Origin of the sequence: Streptomyces sp. NPDC051018 (assembly GCF_044456085.1) — a bacterium.
In the GTDB taxonomy this organism is placed as follows: Bacteria; Actinomycetota; Actinomycetes; order Streptomycetales; family Streptomycetaceae; genus Streptomyces.
In genome coordinates this window covers 38,252-57,825 of the sequence record NZ_JBITFN010000008.1, presented here as the reverse complement: position 1 = coordinate 57,825, position 19,574 = coordinate 38,252, and the positions used below count along the sequence as shown (strand labels likewise).

At 72.9% G+C, this 19,574-nt stretch carries 16 protein-coding genes; 4 read left to right on the top strand and 12 right to left on the bottom strand.

The annotated features are described in order from the left end of the window. Positions 1 to 3: 3 nt before the first annotated feature. From ACIBCM_RS15810 to ACIBCM_RS15800, 3 genes are all read right to left on the bottom strand, one after another. Complete coding sequence (locus ACIBCM_RS15810) at positions 4 to 1,287, bottom strand: LLM class flavin-dependent oxidoreductase (protein ID WP_399243431.1); 1,284 nt, start codon at positions 1,285 to 1,287, stop codon at positions 4 to 6. Then, entirely contained in the window at positions 1,284 to 2,516 is a 1,233-nt protein-coding gene (locus tag ACIBCM_RS15805; protein WP_399243429.1) for an LLM class flavin-dependent oxidoreductase, read from the bottom strand. Before ACIBCM_RS15805 ends, ACIBCM_RS15810 begins: the two co-directional genes overlap by 4 nt. 1,047 nt (positions 2,517 to 3,563) lie before the next feature. Next, complete coding sequence (locus ACIBCM_RS15800; RefSeq protein WP_399243427.1) at positions 3,564 to 4,853, bottom strand: DUF5685 family protein; 1,290 nt, start codon at positions 4,851 to 4,853, stop codon at positions 3,564 to 3,566. Between the two features lie 292 nt (positions 4,854 to 5,145). Here ACIBCM_RS15800 and ACIBCM_RS15795 point away from each other — a divergent pair, with 292 nt between their 5' ends. Further along, on the top strand, positions 5,146 to 5,580 hold the full coding sequence (locus ACIBCM_RS15795; protein WP_399243425.1) for a cell division protein SepF: 435 nt from the start codon (positions 5,146 to 5,148) through the stop codon (positions 5,578 to 5,580). A 43-nt stretch (positions 5,581 to 5,623) separates the two neighbouring features. Here ACIBCM_RS15795 and ACIBCM_RS15790 read toward each other — a convergent pair whose 3' ends face one another. Continuing rightward, on the bottom strand, positions 5,624 to 6,820 hold the full coding sequence (locus ACIBCM_RS15790; protein WP_399243424.1) for an acyl-CoA dehydrogenase family protein: 1,197 nt from the start codon (positions 6,818 to 6,820) through the stop codon (positions 5,624 to 5,626). A 210-nt stretch (positions 6,821 to 7,030) separates the two neighbouring features. Next, entirely contained in the window at positions 7,031 to 8,815 is a 1,785-nt protein-coding gene (locus ACIBCM_RS15785; RefSeq protein WP_399243422.1) for an MFS transporter, read from the bottom strand. A 429-nt stretch (positions 8,816 to 9,244) separates the two neighbouring features. Between ACIBCM_RS15785 and ACIBCM_RS15780 the strand changes: the two genes are divergently transcribed. Next, positions 9,245 to 10,225, top strand: a complete 981-nt coding sequence (locus tag ACIBCM_RS15780; protein ID WP_399243420.1) for a phosphatase PAP2 family protein — start codon at positions 9,245 to 9,247, stop codon at positions 10,223 to 10,225. Between the two features lie 206 nt (positions 10,226 to 10,431). On the opposite strand, the gene ACIBCM_RS15775 is transcribed toward ACIBCM_RS15780, so the two are convergent. From ACIBCM_RS15775 to ACIBCM_RS15755, 5 genes are all read right to left on the bottom strand, one after another. Then, complete coding sequence (locus ACIBCM_RS15775) at positions 10,432 to 10,647, bottom strand: I78 family peptidase inhibitor (RefSeq protein WP_399243418.1); 216 nt, start codon at positions 10,645 to 10,647, stop codon at positions 10,432 to 10,434. Between the two features lie 515 nt (positions 10,648 to 11,162). Continuing rightward, the gene (locus ACIBCM_RS15770) at positions 11,163 to 12,119 is read right to left on the bottom strand and encodes a helix-turn-helix transcriptional regulator (RefSeq protein WP_399243416.1); all 957 of its coding nucleotides are present in this window, start codon (positions 12,117 to 12,119) and stop codon (positions 11,163 to 11,165) included. Positions 12,120 to 12,192: 73 nt separating this feature from the next. Beyond that, on the bottom strand, positions 12,193 to 13,476 hold the full coding sequence (locus ACIBCM_RS15765; RefSeq protein ID WP_399243414.1) for a glycosyltransferase family 4 protein: 1,284 nt from the start codon (positions 13,474 to 13,476) through the stop codon (positions 12,193 to 12,195). A 192-nt stretch (positions 13,477 to 13,668) separates the two neighbouring features. Continuing rightward, a complete protein-coding gene (locus ACIBCM_RS15760) occupies positions 13,669 to 14,256 on the bottom strand; it encodes a transglycosylase family protein (RefSeq protein WP_399243412.1) in 588 nt (195 codons plus the stop codon). 173 nt (positions 14,257 to 14,429) lie between these two features. Further along, positions 14,430 to 15,227: a transglycosylase family protein gene (locus tag ACIBCM_RS15755; RefSeq protein ID WP_399243410.1), complete on the bottom strand. Its 798-nt coding sequence runs from the start codon at positions 15,225 to 15,227 to the stop codon at positions 14,430 to 14,432. A gap of 560 nt (positions 15,228 to 15,787) precedes the next feature. Between ACIBCM_RS15755 and ACIBCM_RS15750 the strand changes: the two genes are divergently transcribed. Both ACIBCM_RS15750 and ACIBCM_RS15745 read left to right on the top strand, forming a co-directional pair. Further along, positions 15,788 to 16,603: a hypothetical protein gene (locus ACIBCM_RS15750; protein ID WP_399243866.1), complete on the top strand. Its 816-nt coding sequence runs from the start codon at positions 15,788 to 15,790 to the stop codon at positions 16,601 to 16,603. Between the two features lie 141 nt (positions 16,604 to 16,744). Further along, positions 16,745 to 17,017: a hypothetical protein gene (locus ACIBCM_RS15745; RefSeq protein WP_399243408.1), complete on the top strand. Its 273-nt coding sequence runs from the start codon at positions 16,745 to 16,747 to the stop codon at positions 17,015 to 17,017. A gap of 97 nt (positions 17,018 to 17,114) precedes the next feature. Here ACIBCM_RS15745 and der read toward each other — a convergent pair whose 3' ends face one another. Both der and ACIBCM_RS15735 read right to left on the bottom strand, forming a co-directional pair. Then, positions 17,115 to 18,563 (bottom strand): ribosome biogenesis GTPase Der, encoded by a 1,449-nt coding sequence (der, locus tag ACIBCM_RS15740; protein ID WP_399243406.1) that lies wholly within the window; start codon positions 18,561 to 18,563, stop codon positions 17,115 to 17,117. 56 nt (positions 18,564 to 18,619) lie between these two features. Beyond that, positions 18,620 to 19,213 carry a lysophospholipid acyltransferase family protein gene (locus ACIBCM_RS15735; RefSeq protein WP_399243864.1) on the bottom strand — a complete coding sequence of 198 codons (594 nt, stop codon included), beginning with the start codon at positions 19,211 to 19,213 and terminating at the stop codon, positions 18,620 to 18,622. Positions 19,214 to 19,574: the final 361 nt, after the last annotated feature.

Below are 19,574 nucleotides of genomic sequence, written 5' to 3'. Positions count from 1 at the left end.
ACGTCAACCTTTCCACACCGGCTCGGTGAGCCCGAGGTGGGAACGGAGCGTCGTCCCCGTGTACCGCGTACGGAACACTCCTCGTTCCTGGAGCAGCGGCACCACCCCCGCCACGAATTCGCCGAGCCCGCCCCCGCCGGGCTGGGGCACCAGGACGAATCCGTCGGCCGCGCCCCCGCGGACGTACTCCTCCATCGCGGCGGCCACCCGGCCGGGAGTGCCGATGAACGACTGCCGACCGCTCGCCTCGGCGACGGTCTCCCGGGCCGGCCGTTCTCCCGCTTCCGGGATCGCCCCGCGGTCCCCCTCCGGCACCCGGCGCCCGGTGAGTACGGAGTCGGGGGCGGGGTCGAAGCCGGGCGAACCCTGCGGACCAGGCGAACCATGCGGACCAGGGACCCCGGGCAGGCCGGGGATCGGCCCGTCGGGGAGGTCCCGGCCCCGGATCCGCTCCACCGCGGGGATCGCGCGCTCCGCCGGGATCCTCCGGCGGCGGATCTCGGCGGCCCTCTCCCGTGCCTCCGCATCGCTCGCGCCGAGGACCACGGTGACCTCGGCCAGTGTCCTGCGATCCGCCATGACGCTGCGGCCGCCGGGCTCCCCCTCATGTGCGGCGGAACCGCCTACGGCCCCGGCCCCCGACGCGCGGCCCGTACCGGGCGGGCCCTGCGGTTCGTACCGGGTGATCAGGACGTCCGCGACGCCGGCGGCCTCCTCCGGGTCCTCGCCGGGGACGGCCGCCCGGATGATCACGGGGTGGCCCTGCGGCGGACGCGGGAGGGTGAACTCGCCCTCCGTGGTGAAGTACGGGCCGGAGTGGGAGAAGGGGCGCGCCTCGCCGCCGGAGGGCCAGGAGTCCCACAGCCGGCGTGCCGTACGGATGAACTCCTCCGCCCGACCGCCGGCGCCGGGCGGATCGGCCATATGCCAGGCGGCCCGCCCGCCGCTGAGGTGGTCCAGGGACGCGAGCGCGCGGGCTGCCGTGAACGGCTCGGCGGTACGGGCGAGGACGGCGGCGGCGAGCCCCAGCCGGTCGGTGACGGCCGCCAGCGCGCTGAGCAGGGTGACCGGCTCGGGGCGGAGGGCCGCGTCGACGCCGTCGTGGACGCCGTCCCCTGCTCCGTACGGAAGGGTCCCGCCGCCGAGGAGCAGGAAGTCGAACAGCCCGCGTTCGGCGGTTCGCGCACTCCGCACGAGGGACGCGAAGTCCGCCCGGCCGCCCGTACCGCCGTCGGCTCCGGTGTCAGGGAGGCGTACGGCGAGGTGAAGCCGTCGGGCGCCGGTCATGAGGTGCTCCGGGCCGCGCCGGCGTACCGGTTCATGGGCCGGGCGAGCCCCAGGTGCTCCCGGAGCGTGCCGCCGGGGTGGAACACCCGGAACAGGCTGCGGTGCTGGAGCAGCGCGACCGTTCCATTGACGATCCGCTCCAGATCGCGCTGCGGGGCGATGGGCGCGAGATGGAAACCGTCCACGGCTCCCCCGCGGTGCCAGCGGGTGATCAGCTCGGCGAGATCGACCGGTCCGCCGCTGTAGTACGTGCCCCGGGCGGCGAGCCGCGGTCCGCCGTCGCGTCCGTAGGGGCCGGTGAGGCCCGGCTCCGCGCCCTGTTCCCGCTCGCCGAGGTCCACGGGGAGCGACTGGAGGACCCGCAGTTCCCGGGGGTCGCGGCCGAGGGCCCCGGCGTCCCGGTGGATACGGGAGCGGAGCGCGGCGGCCTGCTCGGGCGAGGTGGCCCGGACGAGAACGACATCGGCGTACCGCGCGGCCGTCCGCCGGCCCTCGTCGCGGGTGCCGCTGATGTCGACGACGGTGACGGGACGGCCCTGGGGAGGCCCGGGGACGGTCACCGGGCCGCGGGCGGCGGAACAGGGCCCCCGGAAGTCGACATGGCGTAGCCCGCTCTCGTCGACAGGTCGATCTGTCCCCGTCCCTTGACGTTCTGTGCCTTGACGCTCTGTGCCTTGACGCTCTGTGCCGTGACATCCCGTGGTGTGGCGCCCGGTGGTGTGACGTCCGGTGTCATGGGCGCGGGCGGATCCGGGGGCGCGGATGGCTCTCCGTCCCGTCCCGGCGGCTCCGGGGCCGTCCGCCCAGCCGTCCCAGAGGCGCCCGGCGGTGTCGGCGACCCGGCCCGCCTCACGCCAGAGCGCGGCGGTCGCCGGGGCGGCCCCCCGGCCGAAGAGCCCTGCCTCGGCCTGGGTCGCCGAGACCCCGATCACCCAGCCCGCGCGGCCGCCGCTCACCCAGTCGAGCGTGGCGAGAGCCGTGGCCACTTGGACGGGCTCGGTGTACGTGGTGGTCACCGTCGGCACCAGACCGATCCGGTGGGTGGCGGGCGCGAGCCGGGCCAGCACCGCGAGGGCGTCGGGACCCGGCCGGGCGAACGAGTCGCCGAGCGTGACGAAGTCGAGGGCCCCGCGCTCGGCGAGCACGGCCAGATCGACATAGTGACCGGCGTCGTACCGCGCGGGCCCGTCGAGGGCGACGGCGAGATGCAGGGGGCGATGGGGGGTCATGTCGGGGCCTCTCCGGAAGGGTCGGTTCCTGGCCGGGCGGACGGGGGGTGGAGCCGGTCGGCTCCGGGATCCGGCCGTTGGCCCGGGGCGGTCTCCGCGAGGTCGGGGACCCGGCGCCGTCCGACGCGGGGAGCCGGGCGCCCGGGCCGACGGGATGGATCGCGCGGCCGATCGGGAGCCGTACGCGCGGTGACGTCGTCCCGCCGCTGCACGCCCCGACCGGCACCGGGCACCGGGCCCGGCCAACCGCCCCCGGACGCAGCCCGGTTCAGGGCGTGGGCGTCGTCCCCCGGGGCCGTAGCGGACTCCGGCACAGCAGCGGAGGCCACCGGCCGCGCGAAGACCGAGCCGAGCGCGGAGTGATCCACCGTACGTCCCGGGGATCCACGCGACGGCGTCACGGGGGACCGTGGACGGCCCGGAGCCGGGCGCCCGTATCCGCGCAGTGAGCACCGGCGGCCGGGTCCCCGCGGCCCTTCCCTGCCCGGTCGTCCGGCCCGGGCACACAGTCGGCTCCTTCCGGACGGAGCGGCCCCGGCGTACGAGGAGAATCCGGCAGCGGACGAGGCGCGCCCGGACGGCGGTGGCGAGGGCGTCACCACGCGATACGCCCGGCCGGACGGCGGTCTGCGGGAAACGGAAAGGCGGGCACAGCCATGCGAAGGCTCCGTGGATACGGGATCGAACACGGGACGGCCTTCACCACAGGCACGGCGGCACGCGACACATCAGCACGACACGGACCGAGCCCCTCAGCACGATCCTCGATGTGAGGCTAGAGGGTGAACAGTGCTCGATGTCAAGGCTGTCCACAGTGTGAGCCGTGCGTCTTACGGCAGTTGACGCGGCACCGCATGCCTGTTCCACTGGGTGCCATGTACGCGCAGCCGAGGCTGGTCACCCGCTCCCACATCGACTTCGGTCGTGTGTGGTCCTGTTCCTGTTGAGCGAAGCCCGCCCCGCGCCTTCACCCGCACGCCGTCACCGCACGAGCGACGTACCTCTCCCCCTCGCCGCACAGCGTGTCCAGGCTGTCCGTGACACGGTCTAGGACCCGCAGTCGCACGAGCAACAGCACCCCGTGTCGCCGCCGGTAGCGGTACCGGCGTCGGCATGGGAACCCCCGCACGGGCTCTGGCAGCAGTCCCCGCCGGCGCCTTCGCGCTTCTTGCGGGACCAGGGCCCCTCGAAGGTGTCGGCACAGCAGGGCTGGCACGTGCAGCACAGCCAGGTGGCGGCCAGACAGCCGCCCAGGAAGCTGCGCCGTCCTCCCTTCGGAGCCCCGCCCTTCGGTGGTTCGGGCTCGGGCGGCAGCTCGCCGAACCGCCGCCCGCCGCCCGAGCCGCCCGAACCGGAGCCCGCCCCCCAGGAGCCGGCGCCGGCGCCACCGCTGCCACCGCTGTACGGATTGCCGCCGCCGTACGGATTGCCCCCGCCCGGGGGCGGGTTCGGCGTCGAGACCTGCCCCTCGTGCGCACAGGAGGCCGCCCGGAACGCGCGGTTCACCGCGACCTCCAGTTCATGGGCGAGCAGGACATGGACCAGCCGGCGGTCGGTCAGGCGCACATCGTGCAGCGCGAGCCGTACTCCGTGAACGGCGTCGTCGGCGAGCCTTCGGGCCTCAGTGAGCGGGGTACCGGTGGCCGTCAGCGGGTTCCAGGCGCCGGACGCGGCATCGGCGTCCCGGTCCTCCACCGCGTCCAGCAGATGCGCGAGACGGCCGAAGAGCCTTCCGGCCTCGGCGAGCGGGGCCGCGTTCTCCGGCCGCCCGGCGAGCACGGCGGTGTGCGCGAACGCGGCGGCGGTGGCCGTCTCGGTGGGTTCGGTGACGGTGAGCAGCGGGGTGCCGGGGCCGGCCAGGGTCTCGATCCCGGTCTGCCGGTCGACCGCGTCGACCAGGACGGCGGTGTCGAAGCCCAGTTCCGCCCCGGTGCGGGCACCGGCCCGGTCCCAGCCGGCCGCGACCCTGCGCGCGGCGGCGGCCACCGGCCTGCGCGCCAGCATCCCGTCCCGGTCGGCGACATGGTCGCGTACCTTCGCGGACGCCAGCACCAGGGACACCGCCGCCGCCAGCCGGGCGCCCTCCCCCCTGGCGACGGGCGCGGTCCGCATGCCCCGCAGCGGGCAGGGCCCGGCGGTGCGCCGCGCGTCCGGGGTGCGGACGGACTGAGCCTCCGTCAGAACGGAGATGATCAGGCCGTCGTAGTTGGTGACCACCCGGGCGAACTGCCCGTGGTCCGCGCGGAGCGCGAGACAGAGCCCGCAGAGATGGGCCGTCCACTCGGCCTTCAGCCCGTCGGTGAGCCGATGGGCGCATGGTCTGACGATTCCGAACACAACACGGCCCCCCGTGAGTCGTTGTGCGATCCAGGCATCGTAACCGGACGGGATCCGCTCATCTGTACGTCCCCAGCTTCACCCATCTGGCCCGACTTTCATATTTTGAGCAGATCATGCGTCTTATCTGGGAAGAACCCTGACGAACCGCCACATCCTCTGCACCAGTACCGTCACGAATCCCCTGCACGGCGGCTATCCACGTGGCACGCGATCCGCATGATGGACGACCATAGGGACAGGGAAGAACAAGAGACCGCTAGTGAGCGGACCACAGCGAAAGGAGGCGTCGATGGGATCTGTGCGCAAGGCGAGTGCCTGGCTGGGGCTCGTCGAGGACAGCGACGAGCGTTACTACGACGATGAGTACGCCGAGGGTGCCGAGACCGGTGACGCGTGGGTCACCGACCCGCGAGTGCGTGTTGCCTCCGACTCCGCCCAGGAAGAGGGCCGCCGGATCGCCACGGTCTCTCCCTCCTGCTTCCGGGACGCCCGTGGCATCGGCGAGTTGTTCCGCGACGGTGTGCCCGTCATCGTGAACCTCACCTCCCTGGACCCCTCCGACGCCAAGCGCGTGGTGGACTTCGCCGCCGGGCTGACGTTCGGACTGCGCGGTTCCATCGACCGGGTGGCGACCCGGGTCTTCCTGCTGAGCCCCGCGCACACGCAGGTCGTCAACGGCGAGGCCCCGGGCCGCGTCCAGGACGGCTTCTACAACCAGAGCTGAGCAGGGCGCTCGCCGGCCGTGTCCGGTCGCCCGGTACGCCGGGTCACCGGAAGGCGTCCAGGCCGGTGAGCGCCTTGCCCAGGACGAGCTGGTGCATTTCGACAGTGCCCTCGTAGGTGAGTACCGACTCCAGGTTGGTCGCGTGCCGCATCACGGGATACTCCAGGGAGATCCCGTTCGCGCCGAGGATCGTGCGCGAGGTGCGGCAGATCCCGATGGCCTCCCGCACATTGTTGAGCTTCCCGAAGCTGACCTGCTCGGGGCGGAGCCTGCCCGCGTCCATCCGGCGTCCCAGGTGGTGGGCGAGCAGAATCCCCTTGTGGAGCTCCACCGCCATATCGGCGAGTTTGGCCTGGGTGAGCTGGAAACCGCCGATGGGCCGGCCGAACTGCTCACGGGTGCGGGCGTACTCCAGCGCCGAGGCGAAGCTCGCGCGGGCGGCTCCCATCGCGCCCCAGACGATTCCGTACCGCGCGTGACCGAGACAGCTCAGCGGTCCGCGCAGCCCGGTGGCCTCCGGCAGTACGGCGTCGGCGGGCAGCCGTACCCCGTCCAGGACCAGTTCGCTGGTGACGCTCGCGCGCAGGGACCACTTGTGCTTGATCTCGGGGGCGGAGAATCCGGGTGTGCCCGCGGGGACGACGAAGCCGCGGATACCGCCCTCCTCGTCGGTCCTCGCCCAGACGACGGCGACCCCGGCGACCGAGCCGTTGGTGATCCACATCTTGCGGCCGTTGAGCACCCAGTCCGTGCCGTCGCGCTTGGCGTGGGTGCGCATGGAGGCGGGGTCGGAGCCGTGGTCGGGCTCGGTGAGGCCGAAGCAGCCGATGATCTCGCCCGCCGCCATCCCGGGCAGCCAGCGCTGCCGCTGCTCCTCGGAGCCGAACCGGTGGATCGCGTACATGGCGAGCGAGCCCTGTACGGAGACCAGGGAGCGGATGCCGGAGTCGGCGGCCTCCAGCTCCAGGCAGGCCAGTCCGTACTGCACGGCGCTCGCCCCCGCGCAGCCGTACCCCTTGAGCGACATGCCGAGTGCGCCGAGCGCGCCCAGTTCACGGGTCAGCTCCCGGATCCCGGGAAGCTCACCGCGCTCGTACCAGTCGGCGATGTGCGGCAGGACGCGGTCGGCGGCCCAGTCGCGCACGGTGTCGCGGATGGCGAGGTCCTCGGGGCTGAGCAGATCGTCGATGCCGAGCGGGTCGTACGGGTCGAAGGGCGCGGGCTTCGGGGATACGGGCATGGCGGGGCCTCCGGCGGCTGATGGGCGGAGTCGGCGGGCGGGCGCACCGGGGCACGCGCCGGCGGACGCCCGCCGGCCGAGGGCTGTCCGGAAAAACTAGCAGCGATAACCCCGGACGGGGAACCACGGCCGTCCGACGATCTCGCGGTTCACCGGACCGCCGGTCCCGCGGCTCCGCGGACCGGGCCTCTCAGGGGTTCCGGAGGTCCGTCACCGTGCGGCCGGGCGGATCCGCGGGCTCTCCCCGCCGGCCGGAGCGGCCGTGTCGCGGGCGACCGTCACGACCGAGACACCGGAGGCACCCGAGGCACCGCCGGGGATCCCGGCCGCCGGGGAGATCCCTGGGCCGCCGGACATCCCGGGGATACCGGTGAGGTCGGCGGGCTCACGGCTCGCCGGGACCGGGACCTCACGGTGGAAGGCCGCCCGTACGGCGTTCTCGCAGCGCTCGCCCGGTTCCGCGCACTCCATGATCCGCGGCAGCCGCAGCGCGGCGAGTGCGCCGAGCAGCAGCAGACCCGCGCTCACCAGGAGCGTGACATGGAGGCCGTGGACGAAGGAGTGGCGCGCGGTGGTGCGCAGCACCTCGCCCGCGCTCCCGCCGAGCCGGTCCGCGACCTGGTACGCCTCCCCCAGCGAGTGGGACGCGGCGGTGCCCGCGGAGGCGGGGACCCCGGCGAGGGAGCTGAAGGCGGGTGCGTAGGCCGCGTTCATCACACTGCCGAGCAGGGCGATCCCCATGCCCGCGCCGAGTTGGTAGGAGGTCTCCCCGATCGCGGCCGCGCCGCCCGCGCGCTCCGGCGGCGCCTCGCTGAGCATCGACTCGTACGCGGCGAAGAGCGTGGTCTGGAGCCCGAAGCCCAGCAGGACGAAACCGGTGGTGAGCAGCAGCGGCCGGTCGTGCTGTCCCATCGGCGTGAGCAGCAGCACGGCCGCGGCGGTGAGCAGGAATCCCCAGCCGGCCATCCGGCGCGGCCCGAGACGGCGCAGGGTGGAGGAGCCGGTGGCACCGGCGGCCATCGCGGCGAAGGTCAGCGGCAGCAGACGCAGGCCCGTCTCCAGCGGGCTGAGCCCGAGGATCAGCTGGAGGTACTGGACGGCGATGAGCTGGAGGCCGACCAGCGCGAGCATGGCGAGCACGATGCAGCCGACGGAGGTGGAGAAGGTCGTGGTGGCGAACATCCGGATGTCGATCAGCGGATGCTCGCGGCGCCTCTGCCGCCGTACGAACAGGGCCAGCAGGACCAGGCCCGCCAGCAGCGGGAGGACGGTCCCGGCGTCCAGCGGGCCGTGGCCCGCGCCGAGCCGCTTCATACCGAGGACCACGCCGAGCACCCCGGCGGCGGCCATCAGCGCGCCGAGCACGTCCCAGGGCCCGCCGAGGGCGCCGCGTGACTCGGGCAGCAGCCACCGGGCCAGCGGGAGGATGAGGGCCATCAGGGGGATGTTGACGAGGAAGACGGAGCCCCACCAGAAGTGCTCGACGAGGAAGCCGCCGACGACGGGTCCGGTGGCGGCGCCCACGGCTGCCACCGCGGTCCAGATGCCGATCGCCATGGCCCTCTCCCGGCGGTCGGGGAAGACCGCGCGGAGGATCGAGAGCGTCGCGGGCATAATCATCGCGCCGCCCACGCCGAGCAGGGCACGCGCGGCGATCAGCACCTCGGGCGTGGTGGCGAGGGCGGCCAGCGCCGACGCGGCGCCGAAGATGCCGTATCCGATGATCAGCACCCGGCGGCGGCCGACGCGGTCCCCGAGGGTCCCGAAGAGGATGAGCAGCGCGGCGCAGATCAGCGGATAGGCGTCCACGATCCACAGCAGCTCCACACCGCTGGGGCGCAGATCCTCCGTGACGGACGGCACCGCGACATGGAGCACGGTGGCGTCCAGGGCGACCAGCAGCAGGCTCACGCAGAGAACGAGGAGGACGACCCAGCGGTTGGCCCCGCCGCCTGCGGCACGCAGTCGTGCCACGGCCGTAGTCGTCCCTGCCATGCACCTACCTCCAGTGGTTCCCTCGCGCTCGGCGGGCCAGCCGGGGACGGGGACGGTCCCTCAGGCGGTCCGGCATCGACGGACGAGTGAGCCGTCAGCGTACGCGAGTTCCGGCCGATGGCGCGTGGTTCATCTCTCACACACTTGGCGGACGGGTGTGTGGTGTGCGCCACGCCCCGTGTGCCATGGCCGGATCCAGCGGCCCGGAACATGAGAGAAAATTAATCCGGGGAACCGGGTAACGGTCATTTACGCGGCCCAATGACACCCCGTCGGACCGGCCCCGGCATTACGGCGGGCGTGACCTCGCGGGATTTCCGAATTGGCCAGTAATAAATCCCGCGTCAGCGGGTTACCCCACATCACATCGTCATCACAAAGCCGCTGGATCGGCCTAGTCACGCCCTCACTCGCTGTAACGTCGATTGGGTGCGTACCGACATCTTCGCCCGCCTGGACCGGGAGCCGGAACCGCCGAAGATAGAGATCCCGCGGATGAGCCGCACCCGTCTCGCCCTCTTCGGCGGGACGTCCGCGCTCTACGTCGCCATCGTTGTCGCCGTTCTGGCGTCGACCTGGCTGGTGATCATCGACTGGAAGATCATGCTGTTCCGGCCCTATCAGCAGTGGCCGGAGCTGCACCCCTTTCTCGATTACTTCGTGGTGCTCGGCCAGCGTGGTCCCACGGCCGTGATGGTCGCCGCGTGGCTGGGCTGGCGCTCCTGGCGCCAGCACACCGTGCGGCCCCTGCTGGTGCTCGGCGTCTCGTTGCTGCTGCTCAACGCGACCGTCGGCGCCGTCAAGATCGGTCTCGGCCGGCTCGGCCCCCATTACGCGACCCAGATCGGATCACCCGAACTGTTCGCCGGCGGAGATATATTTCCCTCCGGGCACACCGCCAACGCGGTGGTGACCTGGGGAATCCTCGCGTATCTGGCGACGACCCCGAAGACCCGGCGCTATTTGTCGGCACTGTCGGCGACGGTCTCGCTCGGTGTCGGTCTCACCACCGTCTATCTCGGTACGCACTGGCTGAGCGATGTTCTGCTCGGCTGGGCGGCGGGGCTGCTGATCCTGCTGGCGCTGCCCTGGTGCGAGCCGCTGATCGGCCGGACGGAGGCGTGGATCTTCGCGCGGCGCGAGCAGTGGCGGGCGCGCCGCCGTCTCGCCCCCTCGCTGCCGGTGGCGGCGGGCGGCCCGAGGCCGGCGCTGGTCGTACCGCGCGGCCCGGTGGAGGAGAAGCCCGCGCGGGAGCCGGTGGGGGCCATGGGCGGTATGCCCGGCCCGTCCGGCAGGTCCACCGCGCAGCTCGCCCCGCAGCGGTCGCACACGGTGCGGTCGGAGCGGTCGCCGGTCACCCCGTCGGGCAGCCGCCGTCCGCCCTCCTCGCGGTCGGTGACGGGCGGCTGAGCCCTTCTCCCAGCGGTGTACGCGAGGCCCCGGCCGGGGAACGGCCGGGGCCTTCGCGCTGTCCGTACGGGCCCGGCCCAGGCGCCGCCCGGCCCCTGGGCCCGTACGGGTGACGGCACCCCGCGCGGGACGGCGCCGGCCTGCGCGCGGCCCCCATCGCGCGGCCGGGCGGAACGGCCGTGGAAGGCCCCGGCGCCCACCCGCACTCAGCCCCGCCAGCAGCGGATGACCGTACCGCCCTCCACCTCGAAGTTGATCCGGCCGATCAGATACTCCAGGGTGATGATCGCGCCCGGCGGCAGGGATCTGACCGTAGTCCAGCCCTGCTCGCGGGCCCGTCGTTCGGCGGCGTCGGCGGCGAGGCCGACATATGCCTCGGTGGGGTCGGCGGGCTCCGCCGAAGGGGTCGGTATGGGTGCCATGCGTCCACGGTAGGCGGCAGCGGACGGTGACGGTAGCGGAGCCGGGACCGCCGTCGGCGATCTCCCGCACCCCACCGGTCACGCTTCTGTCACAGGACCGCGACACGCGTTCAGCCCACACTCCGTCACCCGAACGAGCAGTTCGACACCGCCTCCGCGGTAATTCCGGACGGCCTGTCGATCAGGTGGAATTCCGGCGGCGAATTGTCCCGGGCGAGCATCGGAGGACGAATTGACGGACCGTGAACAATTCACGGGTTCCTTACGGAATCCCCGCGCCCGATCGGGTCCCCGGCCGGTCCCCGAAGAGGGCCCCCGACCGCCCCCGGAGCTCCCGGTCCCGCATGACTTCCGGCATGAACACGCCCGTGCGGCATACGGCCCCGGACAGCGGGAAGACACATGCCGCCCGCCACGGCGTCACCGCACTCCCCGGGCTCCGGTCGCAATCCCCGGTTTTCGAACTGCGCCGCCCCGATTCGCGGCCCGCGAAACCACGGCGGAGAAGGACCTCGTCAATCGACCGCCCGGGACAGCCGGTCCCGGACCGCCCTGATGTACTCGGTCAGCCCGGCCGGCTCGATCACCTCGAAGTCCACGCCCATCAGCAGCACATGGACCACCAGCAGTTCCGGGCCGGCCGCGCCCGTGCGCAGAATGCAGCTCGTGTCGTCGACCGGCTCCAGCACCCCGTCGGAGGGCGTCACCACCTCGGCCGCCCGCTCGGCCGGTACGAGCAGCCGGATCACCGCCGTGTCGGTGTACGCGGAGGTGGACACCCCTCGGGAGACATAGGCGGCCAGATCCTCGGCGGGCGGGGTGCGCGGGGTGAACCGGGGGCCGTGCGGCGGCGTCGGAACGATCCGGTCCGCCCGGAACGTACGCCAGTCGGCCCGGTCGGTGTCCCAGGCGACGAGATACCAGCGGCGCTCGGTGCACACCAGCCGGTGCGGTTCGACGGTACGGCGGGTGAGGGAGCCGCCGTGGTCGCGGTACTCGAACCGCAGCCGCTCACCGTCCCGGCAGGCGTTGGCCAGCTCCGTCAGCACGGAGGCGTCCACCTGGGACCGGGGCGTGTGCAGCATCGGCACGGTGAAGGAGTTCAGCGCGCTCACCCTCCGGCGCAGCCGCTCGGGCAGGACGTGCTCCAGCTTTGCCAGGGCGCGTACGGAGGTCTCACCGATGCCCTCGATTCCCTGGCCGGCCGCGGTGCGCAGCCCGACCGCCACCGCGACCGCCTCGTCGTCGTCGAGCAGGAGCGGGGGCAGCCGGGCACCCGCGCCGAGCTGGTAGCCGCCGCCCGTACCGGGACTGGCGTTGACGGGATAGCCCAGCTCGCGCAGCCGCTCGACGTCACGCCGTACGGTGCGCGGGGTGACGCCGAGCCGTCGCGCCAGCTCGGCGCCGGACCAGTCCCGGTGGGTCTGGAACAGTGAGAGCAGGCGCAGCAGCCGTGCCGAGGTCTCCAGCATGAGAGGCATTCTGCCAAGCACCCGGACAGGTTCTGTCCTCAAGTCCGTCCGGGTGGGGACGTTCCCCGGAAGACTAGGAGCGGCCCGCCCGGCGGAGCACGGCGGAGGCCAGATATCTCAGGGCGTACACACTGCCGTAGACCGTGCCCCGGAAACGGAGAACGGCATCGCGCACGGCGGTGCGGGACCCCCTGGTCCGGGCCTGCTCGACCAGTTCCGAGAAGAGCGCCTCGTGGCGCGCGGCGATCCGCACGGGGTCGAAGCGCTCGGAGGCGGCGAGGGCGGCCGCCCCGGTACGCAGTCTCAGTTCGTCGTCGCAGATCAGTTCCAGGAGCGCGTCCGCGATCGCGTCCACGTCACCGGTCGGCACCAGCCGCCCGTCCACGCCGTCCTCGATGATCTCGCGCGGCCCGTGGGGGCAGTCGGTGGAGACGACCGGCAGCCCGCAGCGCATCGCCTCGACGATCGTCATGCCGAAGGACTCCTTGCTGGAGGTGACGGCGGCGATCGAGCCCTTGACCCACTCGGGTTCGAGCGGGTGGGCGTTGCCCATCAGAAAGACGTGGTCCTTCAGCTGCCGCTCCTCGACGAGAGCGGTGAGGGCATCGCGCTCATTGCCGGTGGCGTCCCCGCTGCCGTAGATCCGCAGCCGCCAGTCCGGCCGGGCGGCGACGACCTTGGAGAATGCCTTCACCAGCAGGTCGTACCGCTTCACACCGGTGAGCCGCCCGGCCGCCACGACGAACTTGCCCCTCCCGTCGGAGGGCGGCACGGTGGGCCGGGGCACGCTGTTGGGCACGGACTCGATCCGTACGCCGGGCAGCTTCAGCCGGGTGCGGTAGGCGCGGGCGTCCGCCTCGGTGACGGTGGTGATCGCGTCGAGGAGCCCGTACCGGTAGCCCAGCTCACGGCGGAGCCGGTAGCCGTGGCCGTCCAGGGTGAGGTGCTCCTGGGCCACGCGGACGGGACCCCGGCGGGTCTGGCGCGCGATATGCACATTGAGCCCCGGCCGGGTGCCGATGACGACATCGGCGTCCAGGGAGCGCAGATGCTCGGCGATCCGGGTGTCGGTGAGACGGCTGTACTGCCTGTGACGGCCGTCCCCGCGCGGGAAGACCTTCGCGGGGCGCCGGTGGTCGGGGTGGTCACCCGCGTACCCCGGACTGTTCCTCCGCAGGTCGACGAGTTCACGCATGGTGACCCCGGCGGGTGCCCCCATCATCGGCTGCTCACGGTGGCGGAAGACGGAGACGATCTCCACGTCGTGGCGCTGGGCGAGCACCTGGGCCAGATTGAAGGTCGTACGGATCGTGCCCCCGATTCCGTACGCGTTGTGCAGCAGAAAAGAGATGCGCATGTGCTGCGGCGTCCCCCTGTTGAGATGTGGTCGCGACGACTCTACTGCGCGCTGACCCCTCCGCCGGGCCCGGGCGGAAGTCTCCCGGTGATACGAGGGACGGGGGCGCGGCCGGAAGGCGGGCGGGAGGGCGATCGGAGCCGGTGGAGGGCGGATCGCGGCCCGTGGGGACGAGCGCGGGGCCCCGCGCGGTCAGCCCGGGATGGCGAGCATCATCCCGACGGCCAGCCGGTCGGGCGAGCTGCCGATGACGTCCCGGTTGGCCTCGTACAGCGCCTGCCAGCCGCCCGTGACCCGGTAGCGCACGGCGATGGCGGAGAGCGTGTCGCCCGCGCGGACGGTGTGGACCCGGCCGCTGAGACCGTACCGCTTGGAGCACACGGGCCAGGCGCCCCAGCCCTGGACCGTCAGGACCTCCTCGGCGACCCTGATCTGCTGGGCGCGCGTGGCGAGATCGGCGCGGGCGGCGAACGCCGGGCCGCCGAACTCCTCCCACGTCGGCTGCCCGAACTGAAGCCCTCCGTAGTAGCCGTTGCCGGTGTTGGCGCTCCAGTCGCCGCTGCTTTCGCACTCGGCCACGCAGTTCCACGGCCATCCGGTCGCCGCGCAGGCGTACGTGCCCGGACCGGTGCCGACGCCGGGGCTGCCGGGCGCGGGCGGTGGCGGCAGCGCGGCCGCGGCGGGTGGTACGACGGTGAGGACGGCGAGGGCCGTGAGCAGCACGGCCGCCGCGGCGGCCCCGGGGCGGCGGCGGACACCGGGGTCCGGCGCTCGTTTCACCGGTGACAGAGCGTGTGGCAGAGCGTTCGGCACCCGGATCACGCTAGGCACAGCGGTCACGGGCGGGCCCCCGCCGCGCACGGAACGCGCACGGCCCCACCCGGTCGGACCCGGGCGGGGCCGTGCGGCGGGGGGAGTGCCCCGCATCCGGGCGGGGCCCCGGAGAATGACGGTCAGAGCGAGAGCCGCTGCCCGGGCAGGATGAGGTCCGGGTCACCGCCGATGACGGCACGGTTGGCCGCGTACACCGCGCGCCAGTTGCTGCCGTGGGCGGCGGCGATGGCGCTGAGGGTGTCGCCGGCGCGGACGGTGTAGCCGCCGCGGGCGCCGACCCGTCCGGTGCGGGCCGCGGGGCGCGGGGCCTTGGCCTTGGCCTTCGGCAGGGCCCCGGCCTGGTGCCTGGTCTGGTCCCTGGTCTGATCCTCGGCCCGGTTCCGGGACTGGCCGCTGGTCCCGGACCGGTCCTTGGTCCGGGAGTGGTCCTTGGTCCGGGAGTGGTCCTTGGCCTTCGTCCCGGCCCGGGTCCTGGCCGTGGAGTCGGCCCGGGACCGGGTGCCGGAGGACTTGTGCGCGGGCTTCGCGACCGCGGGCGCGCTGCCGTACGCCCCCGCCCGCTTCGAGCAGGTCGGCCAGGCGCCCCAGCCCTGGCCCTTCTGGACCTTGGTGGCGACGGCGATCTGCTGGGCCCTGGTCGCGCGGTCCGCGGTGGGCGCATAGGCCCTGCCGCCGTACGCGTTCCAGGTGGAGGCGGAGAACTGGAGCCCGCCGTAGTAGCCGTTGCCGGTGTTGATACGCCAGTTGCCGCCGCTCTCGCACGCGGCGATGCGGTCCCACACCCCGCCGTCCGCCGCCCGTGCCTCGCCCGCCGTGGCGGCGAGGAGGGCCAGCGGCGCCACCAGGGCCGCGCCTGCCAGCGCCGCCGTGGTGCGCCGCCGAGGGGAACCGGGGGTGTTCCGGGAACTCGTGAACATCAGTGACCTCTCAAAGGACCCGGGGGTCCTCAGACGGTGGCGGGCCGCGGCACGTCAGGCGTGTCCCGGTCCGCTCCGCCCAGCCCGTCTGAGGGGCCGCGCCGTGGTGCTCGGCCGGCGCGGCCGGTGACGCGATGGGCCGCACTGGCTGTGCGGCGGCCGGGGCGGGCTGGCCCAGGGCGGTGCGCTGTGCACTCGGCGGTGGAATCTAGAGAGCCGGCGGCCCCGCCATCAACCAATCGCCCGTCCTCCCAGGCCAGCTGACTATTACTCACCGTAGCGGCGATTTCCGGCCACCCACTTGATGGGAAAAAGTCGGCATATCCCGGTCAGCCGCCGGGTGCCGCTGTGAGCCGGTTCACCACGTCAACGTCCGCCCACTCGCCCGCCATTGACAGCGAGTAGTCAATTCCCCGGGCGATTCTCACGCTCCGCAGCGGGCCGTTCCCTTCCGTTCCACTGATGCGTGACCCCTGCCACAGATCGTCCGTTGAACCCTTTATGAGCCGGGATCCGCCCGGCGCACAAGATCAAGTTCCGAGGAGCCACCCGTGCCGCGCATGCTCGACGTCAGCGAGGACGTCCGCGCCGAGATCGGCGACGAAGAAGCCGAGCGGCTGCTCGCCGGCGAGACCGCCCCGGGCAGCTATGACTGCACCTCCTGCCGTACCCCGGGCGACACCGGGCAGGAGCGCACCAGCACGGTGCTGTTCGTCGGCGCCGAAACCGCGGTGCTCGCCTTCGCCCACGCCACCTGCATTCCCTCACAGGTCGTCCAGGTCGCGGAGGAGCATCTCCAGGGCGCCGTACGGTCCATCACCGGCGAGGAGCCCGGTGCCGCGGCCCCCGCCCACAGCGCCGCCGCGACCGCCCCCGCCGGCTCCCCCGGCACCGGCGGGGGCCAGGCGGTCCTCGGCGTCACCAGCGGGCTCGTCCTCATCAACGGCGAGCTGCACCCCGCCCTGGTCGTCGAGCCCACCGCGCCCATCGCCCGCCCCGGCACCACCGGCAACGGCGGGGACGACTTCCTGCCGCTCCTCATCGAACAGGGCTTCGTGCCCGTCCACGATGTGAACCAGATGCCCGGGACCCTGCCCGGCTGGTCGGTCCTGCTCGCCATGGGTCAGCTGCACGCCGTACTCCAGCCCTCGGCCCCCGGCGGGGGCCCGGTCGCCTGGTGGCAGGCCCACCAGCCGCTCCAGGTCACCGACGGCTGGCGCACCGCCGCCAACAAGTCGCACCGGGTGCTGGTGTTCGCCGCCCCGGTCGGCTCGATCGGTCAGCAGCCGCGCGAGGATCTGCTGCGCGACGCGCTGGAGAAGGCGTCGGCGGGCGGCCGGCTGGTGGCCGCGGCCATGCCTCTAGCCGGTACCTGACGCTCCGTTTCCCGCCCTGTCCTGGTGCTTCATGGACCGGGACAGGGTGGTGGACAGTGACGGGCCGGGGTCGTGGGTCGTTGCACCTACGTGCACTCATACGAAGCGTCCCGCCAGCCGTACCAGAGTCAGATCCCCGCCATGCGCCCCGCGCGCGAGGTATCGGCAGGCCCCTCCCCCACGCCCATCTACGACGCGCTGTACTCGGAGTACCGCAGGGCGTTCCGGGCACTGCCCGGCGACCGGACCGGTGAGGAGGACCTCGGCCTCCAGGGCTTCGGCGCCGCTCCGGTGAGCAGCCGGGGCTACGGCCTCTACACCACCCACCAGACCGTGGGCTGGCAGCCGTACCCCCGCTCCCACGCGGGGCACCACCCCCCGGCGCTGCCGCCGGCCCCGCGCCGCAGCCACTGAGCGACCCTCCGGCGCGTGCGGGCGCCGTGACGGACGAGGGCCCCGCCCCCACCGGACACACCGGTGGCGACAGGGCCCTCGTCCGTGTCCGGCCGCGCTACTTCTTGCGGCCGCGCTTCTCCCGTACCCGTACCGAGATGTGCAGGGGCGTCCCCTCGAAGCCGAACTCCTCGCGGAGCCTGCGCTCCACGAAGCGGCGGTAGCCGTGCTCCAGGAAACCGGACGCGAAGAGGACGAACCGCGGCGGCTTGGTGCCCGCCTGGGTGCCGAAGAGGATACGGGGCTGCTTGCCGCCCCTGATCGGATGCGGATGCGAGGCGACGATCTCACCGAGGAAGGCGTTCAGCCGTCCGGTCGGGATCCGGGTCTCCCAGCCCGCCAGCGCGGTCTCGATCGCCGGGACCAGCTTCTCCATATGGCGGCCGGTGCGGGCGGAGACATTGACCCGGGGGGCCCAGGCGATCTGGCCCAGCTCGGTCTCGATCTCGCGCTCCAGGTAGTAGCGGCGCTCCTCGTCGAGGGTGTCCCACTTGTTGAAGGCGATGACCATCGCGCGGCCCGCCTCCACCGCCATGGTGATGATCCGCTGGTCCTGCACGCTGATCGACTCGCTCGCGTCGATCAGGACGACCGCCACCTCGGCCTTCTCCACGGCGGCGGCGGTGCGCAGCGAGGCGTAGTAGTCGGCGCCCTCCTGGAGGTGGACCCGCCGGCGGATACCGGCGGTGTCGATGAACTTCCAGGTGACACCGCCGAGCTGGATCAGCTCGTCGACCGGGTCACGGGTGGTGCCCGCGATCTCGTTGACGACGACCCGCTCCTCGTTCGCGACCTTGTTGAGCAGCGAGGACTTGCCGACGTTCGGACGGCCGATCAGCGCGATCCGGCGCGGGCCGCCGAGGGCCTCGCCGAAGGTCTGGGCGGGGGCCTCGGGCAGTACGTCGAGGACGGCGTCGAGCATGTCGCCCGTACCGCGGCCGTGGAGCGAGGAGACGGGGTGCGGCTCGCCGAGACCGAGCGACCACAGGCTGGCGGCGTCCGCCTCACCGCTCGGGCCGTCGACCTTGTTGGCGCAGAGCACCACGGGCTTGCCGGCCCGGCGCAGCAGCTTGACGACCGCCTCGTCGGTGTCGGTCGCGCCGACCGTGGAGTCCACCACGAAGACGACCGCGTCGGCCGCCTCGATGGCGTACTCGGCCTGGGCGGCGACCGACGCGTCGATGCCGAGGACGTCCTGCTCCCAGCCGCCGGTGTCGACGACCTTGAAACGGCGGCCCGCCCACTCGGCCTCGTAGGTGACCCGGTCGCGGGTGACGCCCGGCTTGTCCTCGACGACGGCCTCACGACGGCCGATGATCCGGTTCACCAGCGTCGATTTGCCGACATTGGGGCGGCCGACGACGGCGAGGACGGGCAGCGGGCCGTGACCGGCCTCGCCGATGGCGCTCTCGACCTCCTCCGTGTCGAAGCCCTCTTCCGCGGCAAGCTCCATGAACTCCGCGTACTCGGCGTCGCCAAGCGCTCCGTGGTCGTGCTGGTCGTTCATGAAGTCCGTTCCTCGTGTCTCAACCGGATCACATGGGGTGATCCACAGCTCAAGTCTTACCCGGTGCGCCCGGTCAGGCGCCTGGCGTTTTCCAGGTGGGCGGTCAGCCGCCCCTGGACGCGCAGGGTGGCCTCGTCCAGCGCCTTGCGCGTACGACGGCCGCTGCCGTCCCCCGCCTCGAAGGCGTCTCCGAAGACCACGTCCACCCGGCCGCGCAGCGGGGGCAGCGCCTTGATCAGCCGCCCCGGCCGCTCGCCGCTTCCCAGGACCGCGACGGGCACTATCGGGGCTCCGGTGCGTACGGCGAAGTACGCGAGGCCCGCGCGCAGCGAGGCGAAGTCGCCCTCGCCCCGGGTGCCCTCCGGGAAGATGCCGAGCACTCCGCCGCGCTCCAGCACCCCCAGCGCGCCGGCGACGGCGGTCCGGTCGGTGCCCGTACGGTCCACCTTCAGCTGACCGATTCCCAGCAGGAACGGGTCGAGGGGGCCGACGAACGCCTCCTTCTTGATCAGGAAGTGCACCGGCCGGGGCGCGGTGCCCATCAGCATGGGGCCGTCGATGCCGTGCGAGTGGTTCACGGCGAGGATCACGGGCCCGGCCGCCGGGACGCGCCAGGCGCCGAGCACTCGCGGCCTCCAAAGGCCGTACATCAGGCCGATCCCGATACGCCGCCCGACCGCCGCCCCCCTGGGCGAGGGTTCCGAGACCGTCACTTCACGACACTCCGGTCCCCGGCCCCGCCGGTGCCGTCGGTGCCGCCTGTGCCGTCGGCCGCACGTCGCTCCGACTCCGCGTCAACCTGCGCTGCGTCCCGACTCCGCCGCACGCCACTGTCGGTCGCACTCAGCCTCGACTCCGCTCCGGCCGAGTCCACCTCACTCGTACCTCGCTCGGCACCCTCAACCTGCGCTGCATCCCGACTCCGCCGCACGCCACTGTCGGTCGCACTCAGCCTCGACTCCGCTCCGGCCGAGTCCACCTCACTCGTACCTCGCTCGGCACCCTCAACCT

Bases quoted from the DNA above. Each gene is read 5' to 3' on its own strand.
- ACIBCM_RS15810 (WP_399243431.1), bottom strand. From the start codon at position 1,287: ATGACCGGCGCCCGACGGCTTCACCTCGCCGTACGCCTCCCTGACACC.
- ACIBCM_RS15805 (WP_399243429.1), bottom strand. From the start codon at position 2,516: ATGACCCCCCATCGCCCCCTGCATCTCGCCGTCGCCCTCGACGGGCCC.
- ACIBCM_RS15795 (WP_399243425.1), top strand. From the start codon at position 5,146: ATGGGATCTGTGCGCAAGGCGAGTGCCTGGCTGGGGCTCGTCGAGGAC.
- ACIBCM_RS15790 (WP_399243424.1), bottom strand. From the start codon at position 6,820: ATGCCCGTATCCCCGAAGCCCGCGCCCTTCGACCCGTACGACCCGCTC.
- ACIBCM_RS15785 (WP_399243422.1), bottom strand. From the start codon at position 8,815: ATGGCAGGGACGACTACGGCCGTGGCACGACTGCGTGCCGCAGGCGGC.
- ACIBCM_RS15775 (WP_399243418.1), bottom strand. From the start codon at position 10,647: ATGGCACCCATACCGACCCCTTCGGCGGAGCCCGCCGACCCCACCGAG.
- ACIBCM_RS15770 (WP_399243416.1), bottom strand. From the start codon at position 12,119: ATGCTGGAGACCTCGGCACGGCTGCTGCGCCTGCTCTCACTGTTCCAG.
- ACIBCM_RS15765 (WP_399243414.1), bottom strand. From the start codon at position 13,476: ATGCGCATCTCTTTTCTGCTGCACAACGCGTACGGAATCGGGGGCACG.
- ACIBCM_RS15755 (WP_399243410.1), bottom strand. From the start codon at position 15,227: ATGTTCACGAGTTCCCGGAACACCCCCGGTTCCCCTCGGCGGCGCACC.
- ACIBCM_RS15750 (WP_399243866.1), top strand. From the start codon at position 15,788: ATGCTCGACGTCAGCGAGGACGTCCGCGCCGAGATCGGCGACGAAGAA.
- ACIBCM_RS15745 (WP_399243408.1), top strand. From the start codon at position 16,745: ATGCGCCCCGCGCGCGAGGTATCGGCAGGCCCCTCCCCCACGCCCATC.
- der (WP_399243406.1), bottom strand. From the start codon at position 18,563: ATGAACGACCAGCACGACCACGGAGCGCTTGGCGACGCCGAGTACGCG.
- ACIBCM_RS15735 (WP_399243864.1), bottom strand. From the start codon at position 19,213: ATGTACGGCCTTTGGAGGCCGCGAGTGCTCGGCGCCTGGCGCGTCCCG.